The organism is Pseudomonas sp. Irchel 3A5 (genome assembly GCF_900187575.1).
In the GTDB taxonomy this organism is placed as follows: Bacteria; Pseudomonadota; Gammaproteobacteria; order Pseudomonadales; family Pseudomonadaceae; genus Aquipseudomonas; species Aquipseudomonas folii.
The window spans coordinates 433246-449501 of the sequence record NZ_FYDU01000002.1; the positions used below are offsets into that span (position 1 = coordinate 433246).

19 protein-coding genes are annotated in these 16256 nt (G+C 59.5%); 14 read left to right on the top strand and 5 right to left on the bottom strand.

What is annotated here, in order from left to right; all coding sequences use genetic code 11:
• The first annotated feature begins 1 nt into the window (after position 1).
• The 4 genes from CKW31_RS04550 (at position 2) to rsd (ending at position 3802) form a co-directional block, all read left to right on the top strand.
• The gene (locus CKW31_RS04550; protein ID WP_095093219.1) at positions 2-1144 is read left to right on the top strand and encodes a uroporphyrinogen-III C-methyltransferase; all 1143 of its coding nucleotides are present in this window, start codon (positions 2-4) and stop codon (positions 1142-1144) included.
• Positions 1141-2385 (top strand): heme biosynthesis HemY N-terminal domain-containing protein, encoded by a 1245-nt coding sequence (locus CKW31_RS04555; protein ID WP_095093220.1) that lies wholly within the window; start codon positions 1141-1143, stop codon positions 2383-2385. Before CKW31_RS04550 ends, CKW31_RS04555 begins: the two co-directional genes overlap by 4 nt.
• Positions 2386-2616: 231 nt before the next feature.
• On the top strand, positions 2617-3147 hold the full coding sequence (locus CKW31_RS04560) for a disulfide bond formation protein B (protein ID WP_095093221.1): 531 nt from the start codon (positions 2617-2619) through the stop codon (positions 3145-3147).
• Positions 3148-3328: 181 nt separating this feature from the next.
• Complete coding sequence (rsd, locus tag CKW31_RS04565) at positions 3329-3802, top strand: sigma D regulator (protein WP_095093222.1); 474 nt, start codon at positions 3329-3331, stop codon at positions 3800-3802.
• Positions 3803-3984: 182 nt separating this feature from the next.
• Here the strand turns inward: rsd and CKW31_RS04570 are convergent, their stop codons facing one another.
• Positions 3985-4662, bottom strand: coding sequence for an FKBP-type peptidyl-prolyl cis-trans isomerase (locus tag CKW31_RS04570; RefSeq protein ID WP_095093223.1), 678 nt, complete (start codon positions 4660-4662; stop codon positions 3985-3987).
• Positions 4663-4879: 217 nt separating this feature from the next.
• Here CKW31_RS04570 and CKW31_RS04575 point away from each other — a divergent pair, with 217 nt between their 5' ends.
• Positions 4880-6013: an AlgP family protein gene (locus tag CKW31_RS04575; protein ID WP_095093224.1), complete on the top strand. Its 1134-nt coding sequence runs from the start codon at positions 4880-4882 to the stop codon at positions 6011-6013.
• On the opposite strand, the gene CKW31_RS04580 is transcribed toward CKW31_RS04575, so the two are convergent.
• Complete coding sequence (locus tag CKW31_RS04580; protein WP_095093225.1) at positions 6010-6474, bottom strand: TIGR02444 family protein; 465 nt, start codon at positions 6472-6474, stop codon at positions 6010-6012. The genes CKW31_RS04575 and CKW31_RS04580 overlap by 4 nt on opposite strands.
• Before the next feature lie 46 nt (positions 6475-6520).
• On the opposite strand from CKW31_RS04580, the gene CKW31_RS04585 reads away from it, so the two are divergent.
• From CKW31_RS04585 to CKW31_RS04595, 3 genes are all read left to right on the top strand, one after another.
• Positions 6521-8431 (top strand): ATP-binding cassette domain-containing protein, encoded by a 1911-nt coding sequence (locus tag CKW31_RS04585; protein WP_095093283.1) that lies wholly within the window; start codon positions 6521-6523, stop codon positions 8429-8431.
• A gap of 16 nt (positions 8432-8447) precedes the next feature.
• Positions 8448-9035, top strand: a complete 588-nt coding sequence (locus CKW31_RS04590; RefSeq protein WP_095093226.1) for a mechanosensitive ion channel family protein — start codon at positions 8448-8450, stop codon at positions 9033-9035.
• A gap of 84 nt (positions 9036-9119) precedes the next feature.
• Positions 9120-9746, top strand: a complete 627-nt coding sequence (locus tag CKW31_RS04595; protein WP_095093227.1) for a LysE family transporter — start codon at positions 9120-9122, stop codon at positions 9744-9746.
• A 420-nt stretch (positions 9747-10166) separates the two neighbouring features.
• Here CKW31_RS04595 and rnk read toward each other — a convergent pair whose 3' ends face one another.
• The 3 genes from rnk to cyaY all read right to left on the bottom strand — a co-directional run bounded on the left by rnk (position 10167) and on the right by cyaY (position 11281).
• Positions 10167-10574 (bottom strand): nucleoside diphosphate kinase regulator, encoded by a 408-nt coding sequence (gene rnk / locus CKW31_RS04600; protein WP_095093228.1) that lies wholly within the window; start codon positions 10572-10574, stop codon positions 10167-10169.
• A 132-nt stretch (positions 10575-10706) separates the two neighbouring features.
• Positions 10707-10946 carry a DUF1289 domain-containing protein gene (locus CKW31_RS04605; protein WP_095093284.1) on the bottom strand — a complete coding sequence of 80 codons (240 nt, stop codon included), beginning with the start codon at positions 10944-10946 and terminating at the stop codon, positions 10707-10709.
• Between the two features lie 2 nt (positions 10947-10948).
• Positions 10949-11281 (bottom strand): iron donor protein CyaY, encoded by a 333-nt coding sequence (gene cyaY / locus CKW31_RS04610; RefSeq protein ID WP_095093229.1) that lies wholly within the window; start codon positions 11279-11281, stop codon positions 10949-10951.
• A gap of 237 nt (positions 11282-11518) precedes the next feature.
• Here cyaY and CKW31_RS04615 point away from each other — a divergent pair, with 237 nt between their 5' ends.
• The 6 genes from CKW31_RS04615 to CKW31_RS04640 are packed head-to-tail and all read left to right on the top strand — an operon-like array spanning position 11519 to position 16091.
• Positions 11519-11665 (top strand): lipoprotein, encoded by a 147-nt coding sequence (locus CKW31_RS04615; protein ID WP_095093230.1) that lies wholly within the window; start codon positions 11519-11521, stop codon positions 11663-11665.
• Positions 11666-11674: 9 nt separating this feature from the next.
• A complete protein-coding gene (lysA, locus tag CKW31_RS04620; RefSeq protein ID WP_095093231.1) occupies positions 11675-12922 on the top strand; it encodes a diaminopimelate decarboxylase in 1248 nt (415 codons plus the stop codon).
• A gap of 3 nt (positions 12923-12925) precedes the next feature.
• The gene (dapF, locus tag CKW31_RS04625) at positions 12926-13756 is read left to right on the top strand and encodes a diaminopimelate epimerase (RefSeq protein WP_095093232.1); all 831 of its coding nucleotides are present in this window, start codon (positions 12926-12928) and stop codon (positions 13754-13756) included.
• Positions 13757-13769: 13 nt separating this feature from the next.
• The gene (locus tag CKW31_RS04630) at positions 13770-14504 is read left to right on the top strand and encodes a DUF484 family protein (RefSeq protein WP_095093233.1); all 735 of its coding nucleotides are present in this window, start codon (positions 13770-13772) and stop codon (positions 14502-14504) included.
• Between the two features lie 2 nt (positions 14505-14506).
• The gene (xerC, locus tag CKW31_RS04635; RefSeq protein WP_095093234.1) at positions 14507-15406 is read left to right on the top strand and encodes a tyrosine recombinase XerC; all 900 of its coding nucleotides are present in this window, start codon (positions 14507-14509) and stop codon (positions 15404-15406) included.
• On the top strand, positions 15399-16091 hold the full coding sequence (locus tag CKW31_RS04640; protein WP_095093235.1) for an HAD family hydrolase: 693 nt from the start codon (positions 15399-15401) through the stop codon (positions 16089-16091). Before xerC ends, CKW31_RS04640 begins: the two co-directional genes overlap by 8 nt.
• Positions 16092-16256: the final 165 nt, after the last annotated feature.

Here is a 16256-nt window from a genome sequence, read left to right on the forward strand (position 1 = left end):
CGTGAGCGAAACAGCCTTGCCTAAAGATGATTCCGAATCTGTGCTGACACCACCGACACCCGACCCATTGCGCCCTGAGCGTCCGGCCGGACGCAGCAACGGGCTGGTGGTGCTGGCCTTGTTGTTTGGCGTTGCTGGCATCGCCGTCGCCGGTTGGGGGGTATGGCAACTGCGCGCTGTGCAGGCCAGCCATCAACTGCAGCGCACTCAAATGCAGGATATCGCCGCGCAAACCCTGACTTTGCAAACCGGCGAAAAACAGCTCTCTGAGCGGCTGGCACAGTTGCCTCCTGCCGATGAGCTGGAAGAGCGTCGTCGTCTGGTTGCGCAGTTGCAGGGCGATCAGCAGCGCTTGAGCCAGCGACTGGAAACCGTACTGGGTGCCAGCCGCAAGGACTGGCGTCTTGCCGAGGCCGAGCATTTGCTGCGCCTGGCGAGCTTGCGCCTCTCCGCCTTGCAGGACATCAACAGCGCTCAGGCATTGGTGCAGGGCGCTGACGAGATTCTTCGAGAGCAGGATGATCCAGGTTCCTTTGCCGCCCGTGATCAACTGGCGAAAAGCCTGGCGTCGCTGCGCAGCATCGATCAACCGGACCGTACCGGCCTGTTCCTGCAGCTCGCAGCATTGCGCGATCAAGTCGCGCAGCTCAATGAGCTGGCCCCGGAATACAAAGACAAGGGCGAGTCGCTGTTGGGTCTGACCGATGCCAAAAGCGAAGACAGTCATCTGGTGCAGTGGTGGAATGAGATCTCCCACTACATTCGTATCGATTTCAACGCCGACAAGAACATCCGCCCATTACTGGCCGGGCAAAGCCTGACCCAGGTTCGCCTCGCGCTGAGCCTGGCGCTTGAGCAGGCGCAGTGGGCAGCCCTGAATGGTCAGCCACAAGTGTTTGAACACGCTCTGGCCGAAGCGAAAGAGGTGCTGCGCACCAACTTCAATCAGGACGACGCCCAGAGCAAAATGCTCTCCGCGCGTCTGGACGACCTTTCCAAACAGCCGGTTTCGGTGATGACGCCTGACCTTGCGCAGAGCCTCAGCGCTGTTCAGGCCTATCTTGAGCGGCGTCATGCCTCGGCCGATGCGCCGGGAGCCGTCAATAGCCAACCCGCTGAAACCCGGCAGGGGACGAGCCCATGAAACGCGCCTATGTGCTGTTGTTCATCGCGATCGCCGTAGCTGCAGCGATTGGTGTAGCCATTGCCGAGCATTCCGGCTACGTCCTGATCGCCTATAAAAACTTTCGCTATGAGTCCAGCCTGTGGGCCACGTTAGGCCTGCTGTTTGCCATCTGGCTTGTGCTGGTCGTGGTGCGTCTGCTGGTCCGGCTGCTCACGACGTCCGGTTCAGTCGCCAACCCATGGTCGCGGCGCAACCGCAGTCGACGCGTACAGGTTGCGATTGAGCAGGGGCAAATGGATCTGGTCGAAGGCCGCTGGGCCAGCGCACAGCGTCATCTGCATCGTGCCGCCGAGTCAGAGCCGCAGCCGTTGCTGTATTACCTTGGGGCGGCTCGTGCTGCCAATGAACAAGGCCGTTACGACGAAAGCGACAGCTTGCTGGAACGTGCCCTTGAGCGTCAGCCTCAAGCTGAACTGGCGATTGCGTTGAGCCACGCCCAGTTGCAACAGGACCGTGGTGACAGCGATGGCGCTCTGGTGACATTACAGGCCATGAACGAACGCCATCCACACAATGCGCAAATCCTGCGTCAGTTGCAGCGTCTTTATCGCGCGCGTGGTGAATGGTCTGCGCTGATCAAGCTTATGCCTGAGCTGCGTAAAGACAAGGTTCTGCCGCCGCAGGAACTGGCGGAACTGGAGAGGCGTGCCTGGGGTGAAAACCTCACGTTGGCGGCTTACCGCGAGCAGGATGAAGACGGTAGCTCCGCGGGCTTGCCTGGGCTCGATAGCGCCTGGAAAGGTTTGACCTCGGCGCAGCGTCAGGAGCCGCAACTCGTGCTGGCCTACGCAGAGCAACTGCGCCGCCTGGGTGCAGACGCACAGGCCGAAGAGGCGCTGCGTGCTGCGCTCAAACGTGAATACAACAGTCACCTCGCTCGCCTGTACGGGTTGGTGCGTGGCAGCGATCCTGCACGTCAGCTTCAAACCGCAGAAGGTTGGCTGAAAAATCATCCTGATGATCCGAGCCTGCTGCTGACTCTGGGCCGACTGTGCTTGCAAAGCAGTTTGTGGGGAAAGGCGCGGGACTACCTCGAAACCAGCCTTCGTTTGCAACGCAACCCGGAAACCTGCGCGGAGCTGGCCCGTTTGCTGGGCCAGTTGGGCGAGACCGAGCGCAGCAACCAGCTGTTCCAGGAAGGCTTGGGCTTGCTTGACGAGCGACTGCTGGCACGACCGCTTCCGGCATTGGCGAGCTGATCGGGCGGCCAGGATATCTGGCCGTCCGACGGGTGTTTTTGGTCGTTTGTGTAGGAAGAGTCCATAGCTTTTGCTGCTTGTAGGTAATTTCCTTCAAGAAACAGTCCCGAAGCAGTCATCAATCGTCCGCAAATGCCCACTTAAACAGGGACGTATCCTTACGCCGGTGCCTTGAAAGGGGTGAGCGCTTTCACTACCGTAACTGCCTTCGTCTCTGGTTACGGATTTGCCATGCAACTGGCTCGCACGCGCTCCCTGTTTTTTCTGGTGTTTATTGCCTGTGCAATGATCGTCGGCTCTGTTGTTTACCTGCAGTGCGTTGTAGCCGGGCTTTCACCTTGCGTGCTTTGCCTGTGGCAACGTGCCGTGTTTGTGGTCAGTGGTCTCTTGGCATTAGTTGCCACCTTTCATGCGCCAGGCCGGGGAGGATGCCGGGCATACAGTGCCGTCATTCTGCTGTTTACCTTGTCGGGTGCGGCAATAGCAGGGGGTCAAGTCTGGCTGCAGACGGCAACCGTCGACCAGACCATCGAAGTGATTGCGCATGTCGAACGGCTGCTGGATATGCTCTCGCTTTATTCGCATATCGACAGGTTGCGCAGCGATGCCACGTTTTGTGCGGAAATTTCCTGGTCGTTGTTTGGCATCAGCCTGCCTGAGTGGAGTCTGCTGGCTTTCGTGGGCCTTGCGCTGGTCATGCTGTACGCACTGTTCAACGCTTCGGTCAGAACTCCAAGTGCCGAAAGTCGGGCCGGGGATTAAACACTTGTATGAACTTTATCTCCTGCGTACCTTGATGGGCTGGTCGTGCGGGCATAATCTGGCCCGCAAGCGTAATTGGATATATGCATCATCTGTTGCCCTCAAAACCTGTGTCGTCGACGCCGACGAGATCAAAACCAGGCCAGCGCAGACTGCATGCCCCTGAAGGGAAGTGATCATCATGTTGGAAAGCTGTCAGAACGCACAGGAACGCTGGGGCGGGGTCAATAAGCTGATTGATCGCTGGCTGCAGGATCGCCTTGAATTGATCCGCGTCTACGATGCCCTCGGTGACACACCCGAAGCCCTGGCGGCGGATCGTGAAGGCCTGCAGAAATTCTGTGAAGTACTGGTCGATTATGTTTCGGCCGGGCATTTCGAAATCTATGAGCAACTCAACAGCGAAGCCAAGGCGTTCAATGATGAACGTGGTCTTGAGCTGGCAGATACCATCTACCCGCGTTTGAAAGTCATCACCGAGTCCGCGCTGGCTTTCAATGACCGCTGCGACAACGGTGACTGCTCTGATTGCACTGTCGTTGCTGCGGAATTCAACAAACTGGGCAGCTTGTTGCATGAGCGCTTCGAGCTGGAGGATTGCCTGATCGAGGTGCTCCACAACTCTCACAAGGAAGAAGCGGCCGCTCAAGCCTGATGATTTCTGTGTGAATAAAAAAGGGGTGCCAACTGGCACCCCTTTTTCGTTTCTGCGGATTGGCTTGAGAATTCCGGGCTCCGACGTGGGACCGGCTTTAGCCGGGAAGAGGCCGTGTCAGTCACTGCATCTTCATCGTCTGGAATGCCGCCTTCCCGGCTAAAGCCGGTCCCACGTTGCTCCTACTGCGACACCCCAACCAGCTCGATTTCAAATACCAGGGGCGTAAACGGGTCGATCAAGTCGCCTGCACCTTCTGCGCCGTAGGCTTCTGCCGAAGGGATGACCAGGCGCCATTTGGCACCGACTGGCATATTTTGCAGGGCAGTGGTCCAGCCGCTGATTACGCTGTCGAGGCGAAACCATTGCGGCTGGGCGCTTTGATCGAAGACTGTGCCATCTGGCAAACGCCCGACATAGCGAACCTGAACCCGGCCATCAACGCTTGGCTTCGGGCCTTTGCCAGCGACCAGCTCGGTCATCAATATGCCGTCTGCCAACTCGGTGACACCGGGTTTGGCTTTTTCGCTGGCCATGAATTTCTGTTCGCCTTCCATCGCAGCTTCGCTGAGCGGCTCGACGTTGCCTGATGCTTCGGCTTCAGCCACGGCGGCGTCATGTTCGCGCAGGATCTGCTCGATGCGCTCCTTCTTCAGCGCCAGAGGTTTGCCTTGGTAAGACTGCTGCAAACCTTCAATCAGGGAAGGCAAATCAAGGTCTGGCACTTCCTGATGCAAGCGCTCGCCCAGGCTTGCGCCAAGGCTGTAAGCGAGATCGTGTGCCTCGCTGGAAGGTGCGGCTTGCACAGCCTGAACCACCGGCAACAACAAGAACAACGACGTTAACAGGTAGCGCGACATGAATGCTCTCCGGCCTGGGAAGGCAGCGATTATGCCAGTGCAATGGCCTGTGTGTGATGAGTGTTTGAAGATGAATTTCGCACTGCATTGGCAGTGACTGCAACAAGCATTTATCCGGGTATGCAACAGGGAGCGTTTCATGCTGTCAAGATGCCCTAGCGGCGCTGCGGGCAGAGGTCTAGTATGGGCCGCAAATCAGTCAGCCTGGAGGTAAGTCATGTCGGCCAAAAACAAGCCAGTAAATACTCCGTTGCATTTGCTACAACAGCTGTCGAGCAGCCTGCTCGAACACCTCGAAGACGCCTGCTCCCAAGCGCTGGCTGATGCGGAAAAACTGCTCGCCAAGCTTGAAAAACAACGTGGCAAAGCGCAGGAAAAACTGCACAAATCGCGTACCAAATTGCAAGACGCAGCCACCGCTGGCAAAGCCAAGGCCCAAGGCAAGGCCAAGTCTGCCGTGGCTGAGCTGGAAGAGTTGCTGGACGCGCTGAAAGAGCGTCAGAGCGAAACCCGCGGCTACATTCTGCAGCTCAAACGCGACGCCCAGGAAAGCCTGAAACTGGCTCAAGGCGTTGGCCGAGTCAAGGAAGCCGTCAGCAAAGCGCTGGATAGCCGCGCAGCTAAACCGGCTCCTGCCAAAGCAGCACCGGCCAAAGCGGTCGCTGCAAAAGCCAAAGCACCTGCGACTAAAACCGTTGCTGCAAAAGCACCCGCTAAAACCGCGGCCAAGGCTCCAGCCAAAGCGCCTGCCAAAGTAGCGGCCGCCAAGCCAGTCGCGAAGACGGTGGCCAAGGCTGTTCCCGCTAAAACAACGCCAGCCAAAGCAGCAGTAAAACCTGCCGCCAAAGCACCGGCTGCTGCAGCCAAACCAGCGAGCAAGCCAGCCGTTAAAACGGCAGCCAAAGCCCCTGCGAAAACGACGACTGCAAAGCCAGCGTCAGCCGCTAAAGCCCCGGCCAAAACTGCAGCTGCAAAACCTGCCGCAGCGAAAGCGCCAGCCAAGCCTGCCGCGGCAAAACCCGCTGCGAAGCCTGCCGTCAAAGCGCCTGCTGCCAGCGCAGCCAAGCCAGCGGCTAAAACCGTTGCCGCCAAGCCTGCTGTGAAAGCCCCGGCCAAGGCTCCAGCCAAAGCAGCTGCCAAGCCCGTCGCTAAACCCGCTGTCGCCAAGCCAGCAGCAGCGAAACCAGCAGTAAAGCCAGCCGCTAAACCTGCTGCTGCCAAACCAGCCGCTGCGAAGCCGGCAACACCTGCTGCGCCTGCTGCGACTCCAGCGCCTGCTGCGGCACCCGCTGCGCCAGCGACACCTGCGCCGTCGGCATCCAACAGCAGCGCTCCGACCAGCGCCTCCTAAGGCCGGTCCATCGCGACGCGCAGCGCCTGCAGCGCGTCGTGATTTTGCCCGGCGGCTTCGCCCGCCAGGCAAATCAACCAATCCCCCTCTTCTACGGTTTCCTGTGCTGACCACTTCAGTGTCTGCGCTTCCAGCCTCGTCAGCAGTTCTCGTTCCGCCTCCAGCTCGAGCGTTTTGACTTGCTCGCGTAGCACGCTCAAGGGTGTGTCGTGCTGAGCGCTATTGCGCCACTGCGTGCGTAATTCCCGTAGCGGGCGCACCACGTTGTCATGCCAGGGCGTGGCCAACTGTCCGATTTCCAGCGCGCGTTCGGTGGTGCAAACGACACCGCGCCGGGTCAGCCATACGCCGCACAACAGCAGGCAAACATTGGCGCCGCTGGCCTGCAGGCTCAGACAAGCCTGTTCGACACCCGGCCGGGCGTACAAATCGAGGGTGAAACTCCAAAGGTCTGAAGGCATAGTGCGCTACCTGTTTGAGACGAAGCTGGTAGACTCCGCCGCCATTATGATTCGACTTCAAAGCCTTACCTTACAGCGTGGCCCGCAACGTCTGCTAGAAGACGCCGAGCTGACCCTGCACGCCGGTCAGAAAGCCGGCCTGATCGGTGCCAATGGCGCCGGTAAATCCAGCCTGTTCGCTTTGCTTCGGGGTGAACTGACCCCCGATGCCGGTGACTGTCTGCTACCTGCCGACTGGCGTATCGCACATATGCGCCAAGAGGTGGACACCCTTGATCGCATCGCCGTGGACTATGTCCTCGATGGCGATCTGCGTTTGCGCGAAGTGCAACGTTTGCTGGGCGAAGCGGAAGCGGCTCAGGACGGCGCAGCCCAGGCACGCATGCACTCGGAACTCGACAGCGCCGATGGCTATACCGCCGATGCACGGGCCCGCAAGCTGCTGGCCGGGCTGGGTTTTACCAACGAACAGATGGAAAAGCCGGTCGGTGACTTTTCAGGTGGCTGGCGGATGCGTCTGAATCTGGCGCAAGCCTTGATGTGCCCTTCGGATCTGTTGTTGCTCGACGAACCGACCAACCACTTGGATCTCGACGCGATCCTGTGGCTGGAGGACTGGCTGAAAAGCTATCCCGGCACATTGCTGCTGATCTCCCACGACAGGGATTTTCTGGACGCTGTGGTTGATCATGTCGCCCACGTCGATCAGCGCAAAATAACCCTCTATCGCGGCGGCTACAGCGCTTTCGAGCGCGCCCGTGCGGAACGTATGGCCCAGCAGCAACAGGCCTACGAGAAGCAGCAGGCGCAGCGCGCGCACATGGAAAAATTCATCACGCGCTTCAAGGCTCAGGCCACCAAAGCCAAGCAGGCCCAGAGCCGGATCAAAGCTCTGGAGCGGATGGAAGAACTCTCCGCCGCGCATGTGGATTCGCCTTTCGACTTCACCTTCCGTGAGTCCAGCAAGATTTCCAGCCCGCTGCTGGACTTGTCCGATGCGCGCTTGGGTTATGGCGACAGAGCGGTACTGGAGAAGGTCAAACTGCAATTGACCCCAGGCGCCCGCATCGGCTTGCTCGGCCCGAATGGCGCGGGTAAATCGACCCTGATCAAAAACCTTGCGGGTGAACTCGAACCCTTGAGCGGCCACATGGCTCGGGGCGAGAACACGGTGGTGGGTTACTTTGCCCAGCACCAGCTGGACTCGCTGGATGCCAAGGCCAGCCCAATGCTGCACCTGCAGCGTATCGCGCCGACAGAACGCGAGCAGACGTTGCGTGACTTCCTGGGTGGCTTCGACTTCCGCGGCGGGCGTCTCGATGAACCGGTGCTGAACTTCTCGGGCGGTGAAAAAGCGCGCCTGGCCCTGGCGTTGATCGCGTGGGACCGGCCGAACCTGTTGCTGCTCGATGAACCGACCAACCACCTGGATCTGGAGATGCGCCTGGCGTTGACCATGGCCCTTCAGGAATTCAGTGGTGCGGTATTGGTGGTCTCTCACGACCGGCATCTGCTCAAAAGTACAACCGATGATTTCCTGCTGGTCGCTGACGGCCGTGTTCAGGAGTTCGACGGCGACCTTGAAGATTACGCGCGCTGGCTGGCTGATTACCGGCTGCGTAACGCACCGGTCAGCAACACGCCCATCAACGTCGACAAGACCGATAAAAAGGCCCAGCGCCAGCAAGCGGCTGCGCTGCGTCAGCAGTTGGCTCCGCACAAGAAACTGGCCGACAAGCTGGAGCGCGACCTCGGTACTTTGCACGAGCGGCTTGCCAAGGTTGAAGCGGAACTGGCCGACAGCGCCAACTACGAAGCGGCCAACAAAGACAAACTGCGTGATTTGCTGGCCGAACAGGCGAAGCTCAAGGTGAGCGAAGGCGAGCTCGAAGAGTCGTGGATGGAGGCTCTGGAGTTGCTGGAGTCCATGCAGGCTGAACTGGAAGCACTTTCGTGAACAAGGCGAGGGATTGATGGAAGCATTTGGATCACTGGTTCCGCCACACTGGGTGGAGCCGATCTGGCTGGGGTTGCAGATCCTGTTGATCCTGGTGGCCGGCTACATGGCGCAACGGCTTGTGGGGCGTTTTCTGACCCGCCTCGGCGAGCGCTATCCGTTGCCACCTGAACTGCTGCTGCCGCTGCGCGGCGGTTTGCGCTGGTTCATCATGGGCAGTGCGTTCGTGATTGTGCTGGGCCAGCTCGGGGTTTCTGCCACCGTACTGTGGACCGCACTTTCAGGCTTCGTGGCGGTGGCTGCCGTAGCTTTCTTCGCCATGTGGAGCGTGCTGTCCAACCTGCTCTGCGCGGTATTGATCTATACCATCGGGCCGTTTCGAATTGGCGATGTGGTCGAGTTGGTCGATACGCTCGACAAGCCGGGCGTCAAAGGCCGCGTGCTGGAAATCAACCTGATGTTTACCACGCTGATCGAGCCTGCGGAGGCCGGTGGCGCACTGGTGCAGGTCCCCAATAGCCAGTTTTTCCAGAAGTCGGTGCGCCGCTGGCGCGGTTCGGACGGCTTCCCGACTATCGCAGTCGACAAAACGCCGGAAAATTAATTTCGCGGCACCCCCTGCTGAACCTAGTCAACTGCCCGAGAAGCTAATAGCTTATCGGGCATTGGTGTTTGTCCGAGGTGTGTAATGTCTTTCGATACATGGCTGGCTTTCTTTGCTGCTTGTTGGGTGATCAGTCTTTCGCCGGGTGCGGGCGCGATTGCGTCGATGTCCAGCGGCTTGCGTTATGGCTTCTGGCGCGGCTACTGGAACGCACTGGGCCTGCAAATCGCATTGGCTGCACAGATTGCGATTGTCGCGGCTGGTCTTGGCGCTGTGCTCGCTGCTTCGGACATGGCCTTCACATTGATCAAATGGTTTGGTGTGGCGTATCTGGTGTATCTGGGCATCAAGCAATGGCGGGCACTGCCTGCCGATCTGTCCGAAGACTCGACCGTTCGGCCTGTGGGTAAACCCATGGCGCTGGTCGTCCGCGGATTTCTGGTGAACATCAGCAACCCGAAGGCGCTGGTGTTCATGCTCGCAATCCTGCCGCAGTTCATCGACCCGAATGCACCGTTGCTCGCTCAGTACCTGACGATCGGGGCGACTATGGTGACCGTGGACATGATTGTCATGGCGGGCTACACCGGGCTGGCCTCGAAGGTATTGCGCGCACTCAAGACCCCAAAACAGCAACGCCGCATGAACCGTACCTTTGCCGGTCTGTTCGTGGGCGCGGCTGGTTTCCTGGCGACTTTGCACAGGGCGTAATCTTGTGGGAGCCGCCGCATCGCGCGGCAAGCACAAACCTGTAGGAGCTGACGAGCACCGCGAGGCTGCGATGGCTTTCAGTCTGATACACCGCAATCGCGGCCTCGCGGTGCTCGTCAGCTCCTGCAGAAAAGCATTCCAAGTCAGGTAGTTGCACTTTTTGACAGGCGCGGCCCCGTCGTCCAGACGCCGCGCTGTCTCGCATCAGCCCACAACATCGCGGCCAGGCTCTGCTCCTACAGGAATCACTGATGACGTGGGACCGGCTTTAGCCGGGAAGAGACCGGGGCAGGCGATGAATCTTCATCGGCAGGAATACCGCCTTCCCGGCTAAAGCCGGTCCCACGTCGTCGAATTAGCTTGCGGACGAACGTAGAATCTCCCACAGGGACGGTTTAGATTTTCGAACGGGTCTGAAGCCTACAAATACTCCCCCGCTGCCTCCGGCTGATACTCCACCGCCAGCAGGGTCAGCTTGAGGGTCTTGCCGCCCGGGGCGGGCCAGTCGATGTGTTGGCCGACCTGCAGGCCCAGCAAGGCTGAGCCAATCGGTGCGAGGATTGAGACTGTGTCCTCGGCACCGGCATCTTTCGGGTAGACGAGTTTAAGGTGGTAATCCTTGCCACTGACTTCTTCGCGGCAATGCACCTTTGAATTCATGGTCACGACACCGGCGGGCACTTCTTCGTGGCCAACCACTTGTTCGGCGCGGTCCAGTTCGGCTTGCAGGGCTTCGAGGCCGGGAGTGCTTTCCTCAAGGCTCTCGATCAACTGTTCAAGACGCTGCACGTCCAGCCGGGTCAGGATGATGGTAGGTTGTGTCGACATGTTGGCAGGCTCCTTTTTCTGCGCTGCATAAAACAAAACCCCGCCTGGAGTGGCGGGGTTTTGAAGGGCTTCATCGATGAAGCATGTCTGGACACTAACACAGCAGGGGTATTACACAACCCGGCAAGACCGTTATGCGTCTGGAGACTGACTGGCGTCAGCCACTTCTCGGCGCTGGTCTGCATTGGCGCGAATCTGTCGGCGGCGATTGTCGTCCGCCGAGCGCCATTCACGGATGTCTTCCACATGGCGGAAACAACCGAGACACACTTTCTGCTCGTCCAGCCGGCACAGGCTGATGCAAGGCGAAGGCACTGCCGGGCTGACGTTACTGTACAGCGGCTTGGGCGGTCGGACTGAAGTAGCGGTCACGCTCAAATCTCGTCGAAGTCGAGTTCGACGCCAGCCTGCTCCAGCGTGAAGCGCTTAAGCATTTCGCTCAACAGCTCATCGCTGGTATCGCAGCCCCAGCGCTGCTCTTCCTCGTCGTAGTCGAAGTGAAAGCCGCCGGAACGCGCTGCCAGCCACAGCTGACGCAGGGGCTCCTGGCGGCTGAAGATCAGTTGAGTGCCATTTTCGAACTTGACGGTCAGCACACCGGCCGAGTTTTCAATGTCCAGATCCAGACCACTCTCGTCGAAAACATCTTCCAGATTTTGCTGGGTGGCATCGACCAGGTCGTGAAAGCGGGCTTCGGTCAAACTCATCAGGGGAACCTCAAAAAGTGTCTGCTGTTGGCGCAGCGACGCAAGATACGGTCGCTTCGAGGCAAATGCAAAGCTTACCCGCCCAACGAACAACACAGCGCCAATAATTCGCTCTCTCAGTGCTAAATCAGTCGCGTAGCGTCAAAGCCCCGCCGGACGGGAACCCGGCTACGTAGGCAAGCCGCTGGGTGGCCGGTATACTCGGGCGCAATTAATGCTTTTACAAAGGATTTCGCCATGAAGCGCCTGATCTCTTCGCTTGCTGCGCTTGTCGCGGTCGCTTGTCTTGTCACTGCCTGCGGCCAGAAAGGCCCGTTGTACCTGCCGGATGACCAGAAGTCTCCCGACGACCAGGCCAAGTCGCAATCGCACAAGCATCTTTAAGGGAATTACATGGACGCCTTCAACTACCGCGATGGTGAGCTGTTCGCGGAAGGTGTAGCGTTGTCTGCCATTGCCGAGCGTTTCGGCACGCCGACCTACGTCTACTCCCGCGCTCACATCGAAGCGCAATACAACGCCTACGCTGATGCCCTGAACGGCATGCCGCATCTGGTCTGCTTCGCTGTCAAAGCCAACTCCAACCTGGGCGTGCTCAACGTTCTGGCGCGTCTGGGTTCGGGCTTCGACATCGTGTCCCGTGGCGAGCTGGAGCGAGTGCTCGCTGCAGGCGGCCGTCCCGACAAGATCGTGTTCTCCGGCGTCGGCAAGACCCGTGACGACATGCGCCGCGCGCTGGAAGTGGGCGTGCACTGCTTCAACGTCGAATCCACCGACGAGCTTGAGCGCCTGCAGATTGTCGCGGCCGAAATGGGCGTTCGTGCGCCGATCTCGCTGCGCGTCAATCCGGATGTTGACGCGGGCACGCATCCGTACATTTCCACGGGCCTCAAGGAAAACAAGTTCGGCATCGCCATTGCGGATGCTGAAGACGTCTACATCCGCGCCGCACAGTTGCCTAACCTGGAAGTCGTCGGTGTCGACTGCCATATCGGCTCGCAACTCACCACGCTCGAGCCGTTCATTGACGCGCTCGATCGTCTGCTGGCCCTGGTGGATCGTCTTGGTGATTGTGGCATCCTGCTGAGCCACATCGATCTGGGTGGCGGTCTTGGCGTGCGGTATCGCGACGAGGAGCCACCGCTGGCTTCTGATTACATCAAGGCAGTGCGTGAGCGTCTGGAAGGTCGTGACCTGTCACTGGTTTTCGAGCCCGGCCGCTTCATCGTTGCCAACGCAGGCGTGCTGCTGACTCAGGTCGAATACCTCAAGCATACCGAGCACAAGGATTTCGCCATCGTCGATGCGGCGATGAACGACCTGATTCGCCCGGCGCTGTATCAGGCCTGGATGGACGTCACAGCCGTTCGCCCGCGTGACAGCGCGCCTCGCGCCTACGACATCGTCGGCCCGATCTGCGAAACCGGCGACTTCCTCGCCAAGGGCCGCGAACTGGCCCTGGCTGAAGGTGATCTGCTGGCCGTGCACTCGGCCGGTGCCTATGGTTTTGTCATGAGCTCGAACTACAACACCCGCGGTCGCACCGCTGAAGTGTTGGTCGACGGCTCGCAGGCTTTCGAAGTCCGCCGCCGCGAGACCGTGGCCGAGCTGTTTGCTGGCGAAAGCCTGCTGCCGGAGTAACCCATGCTGCTGCGTTTTACCAAGATGCACGGCCTGGGCAACGACTTCATGGTTTTGGACCTGGTCAGCCAGCACGCGCATATTTTGCCCAAGCACGCCAAACAATGGGGTGATCGGCACACTGGCGTCGGTTTCGATCAGCTATTGCTGGTTGAAACCCCGACCAACCCGGATGTCGATTTCCGCTATCGGATTTTCAACTCCGATGGCTCCGAGGTTGAGCAGTGCGGCAATGGCGCGCGTTGTTTTGCCCGCTTCGTGCTGGACAAGCGCCTGACCGCCAAACGCCTGATCAAAGTCGAAACCAAGAGCGGCATCATCGAGCTGGAAATCCGCAACGACGGTCAGATCAGCGTCGATATGGGGCCGCCACGGCTGGTACCAGCGGACATTCCGTTTCAGGCTACCGAGCAGGCATTGAGCTACAGCGTTGATGTTGACGGGCAGACGGTCGAGCTGGCCGCTGTCTCCATGGGCAACCCCCATGCGGTGTTGCGTGTAAACGACATCAACAATGCGCCCGTGCATGCATTGGGTCCGAAAATTGAACACCATCCGCGCTTTCCGGCGCGGGTCAACGTAGGCTTTCTCTACGTCGTCGATCGTCAGCGTGCGCAATTGCGCGTCTGGGAGCGCGGAGCCGGGGAAACCCAGGCCTGTGGCACCGGTGCGTGTGCGGCAGCCGTTGCGGCTATCAGCCAGGGCTGGATGGATTCGCCATTGCTGATCGATCTGCCGGGCGGACGTCTGTCTATCGAGTGGGCCGGGCCGGGCCATCCGGTCCTGATGACCGGTCCCGCTGTCCGGGTATATGAAGGCCAGGTTCGTCTATGAGTGAGCAAAAGCGATGACTGACAAGCCTCAGACTTCAACCGGCAAGCCTGGCGAATCGCCGGTCGATGCCGCAGTGCCGAAACTTGAAGCAGAGGCGATCATCGCTTACCTGCTCGACCGCCCGGATTTCTTTGCCGAGCACGACGAGTTACTGGTGTCGATGCGTATTCCGCATCAGCGCGGCGACACCGTTTCGCTGGTTGAGCGTCAACTCAAGCTGCTGCGCGAGCGCAACATCGAGATGCGCCATCGTCTGTCGCAACTGATGGACGTCGCCCGGGACAATGACCGGCTGTTCGAAAAGACCCGCCGCCTCAACCTGGCGCTGATGGACGCCAGCAGTCTCGAAGAAATTGTGATTGCTGTTGAAGACAGCCTGCGGCAGGACTTTCAGGTGCCCTTTGTCAGCTTGATCCTGTTCAGTGACAGCGCGATGCCGGTTGGTCGTTGGGTCAGCAGCGTCGATGCGCAAAAAGCTATCGGTGGTCTGATCGGCGACAAGACCGTGTGCGGCGCGCTGCGTGAGCACGAACTGACCTTCCTGTTTGGTGCCGAGCAAGGCAAGGAAGTCGGCTCTACCGCCGTTGTGACCCTTAATCATCTTGGCCTGCATGGCGTGCTGGCCATCGGCAGCCGCGATCCGCAGCATTACAAAAGCTCGGTAGGCACCCTGTTTCTCAACTACATCGCCGATGTACTGAGCCGTCTGCTGCCGCGTTTCACCCACTCTTTACGCTCGGTTCGCTAGTGATGGAACGACAACTGGACGCTTACTGCACACATTTGCGCAGTGAGCGCCAAGTGTCGCCACACACGCTCGAGGCTTATCGCCGCGACCTCAACAAAGTGCTGGCGTACTGCGAGAAGCAACAGCTGAGCAGTTGGGCTGCGCTGGATATTCAACATCTGCGCAGCCTGATCGCCCGTCAGCATCAGCAGGGGCAGTCCTCGCGCAGTCTGTCGCGTCTGCTCTCGGCGGTACGCGGGCTCTATCACTACCTCAATCGCGAAGGCATCTGCGAGCACGACCCTGCCAACGGCCTGTCGCCGCCCAAAGGTGAACGACGCCTGCCGAAAACCCTTGATACCGACCGTGCCCTGCAGTTGCTGGACGGCGGCGTTGAAGACGACTTCCTCGCCCATCGCGATCAGGCGATTCTGGAGCTGTTCTATTCCTCGGGCCTGCGTCTGTCCGAGCTGACCGGCTTGAACATGGAGCAACTGGACCTGAGCGAAGGCCTGGTGCAAGTGCTCGGTAAAGGCAGCAAGACCCGGGTTCTGCCAGTGGGCAGGAAAGCCCGTGAAGCGCTGCAGGCGTGGATTGCATTGCGCGCCCTGGCCAACCCTGAAGATGACGCCGTGTTCATTAGCCAGCAAGGTCGACGTCTTGGGCCGCGCGCTATTCAGAAGCGGGTCAAAGCGGTCGGTGAGCGTGAGTTGGGGCAAAACCTGCACCCGCACATGCTGCGCCACTCGTTTGCGAGCCATCTGCTTGAGTCGTCCCAGGATCTACGCGCAGTGCAGGAGTTGCTCGGCCACGCTGACATCAAGACCACGCAGATTTATACCCATCTGGATTTCCAGCATTTGGCGTCGGTCTACGACAGCGCCCACCCGCGGGCCAAACGCAAAGGTTCTGACCATGATTAAGCTGATCACCTTCGATCTCGACGATACTCTGTGGCACACCGCTCCGGCCATCGTCAGCGCTGAGGCCACCCTGCGCGAGTGGCTTGCTGCAAATGCGCCCAAGCTTGGCCCGGTGCCTGTCGAGCATCTGGGGGAAATTCGCGCGCGCCTGGTGGAAGCTGACCCTGGCTTCAAATACCGCATCAGCGAGCTGCGGCGGCGCGTGCTGTTCCATGCTCTGGAAGACGCCGGTTATCCCTCGGTTGAGGCTCAGGCGCTGGCTGATCAGGCTTTTGAAGTGTTCCTGCATGGCCGTCATCAGGTCGAGATCTTCCCGGAAGTCCATCCGACCCTTGAGATTCTGGCCGCGACCTTTACGTTGGGTGTGATCACCAACGGCAATGCTGACGTGCGTCGCCTGGGGTTGGCCGATTATTTCGCCTTCGCGCTGTGTGCTGAAGACTTGGGCATCGGCAAGCCAGACCCTGCTCCATTCGTGGAAGCACTCAAGCGCGCCAACGTTGATGCTGGCGCCGCAGTCCACATCGGCGATCACCCCGGCGATGACATCGCAGGCGCCCAGCAAGCCGGTATGCGAGCGATCTGGTACAACCCGGCGGGTAAACCGTGGGAAGCAGAAAAACTGCCTGATGCAGAGATCAGCAGCCTGACGCAGCTGCCGGATGTATTGCGTAGTTGGATGTAGCTGGTGTTGCGGTTGGTGATGATTGTGAGAGATTCAATGTGGGTGACGACGTGGGACCGGCTTTAGCCGGGAAGGCGGCATTTCAGCCAATGAATATGTTGCGGTCGTTCCGGCCTCTTCCCGGCTAAAGCCGGTCCCACGTCCTCACATCCGCTTGCGTGCTAT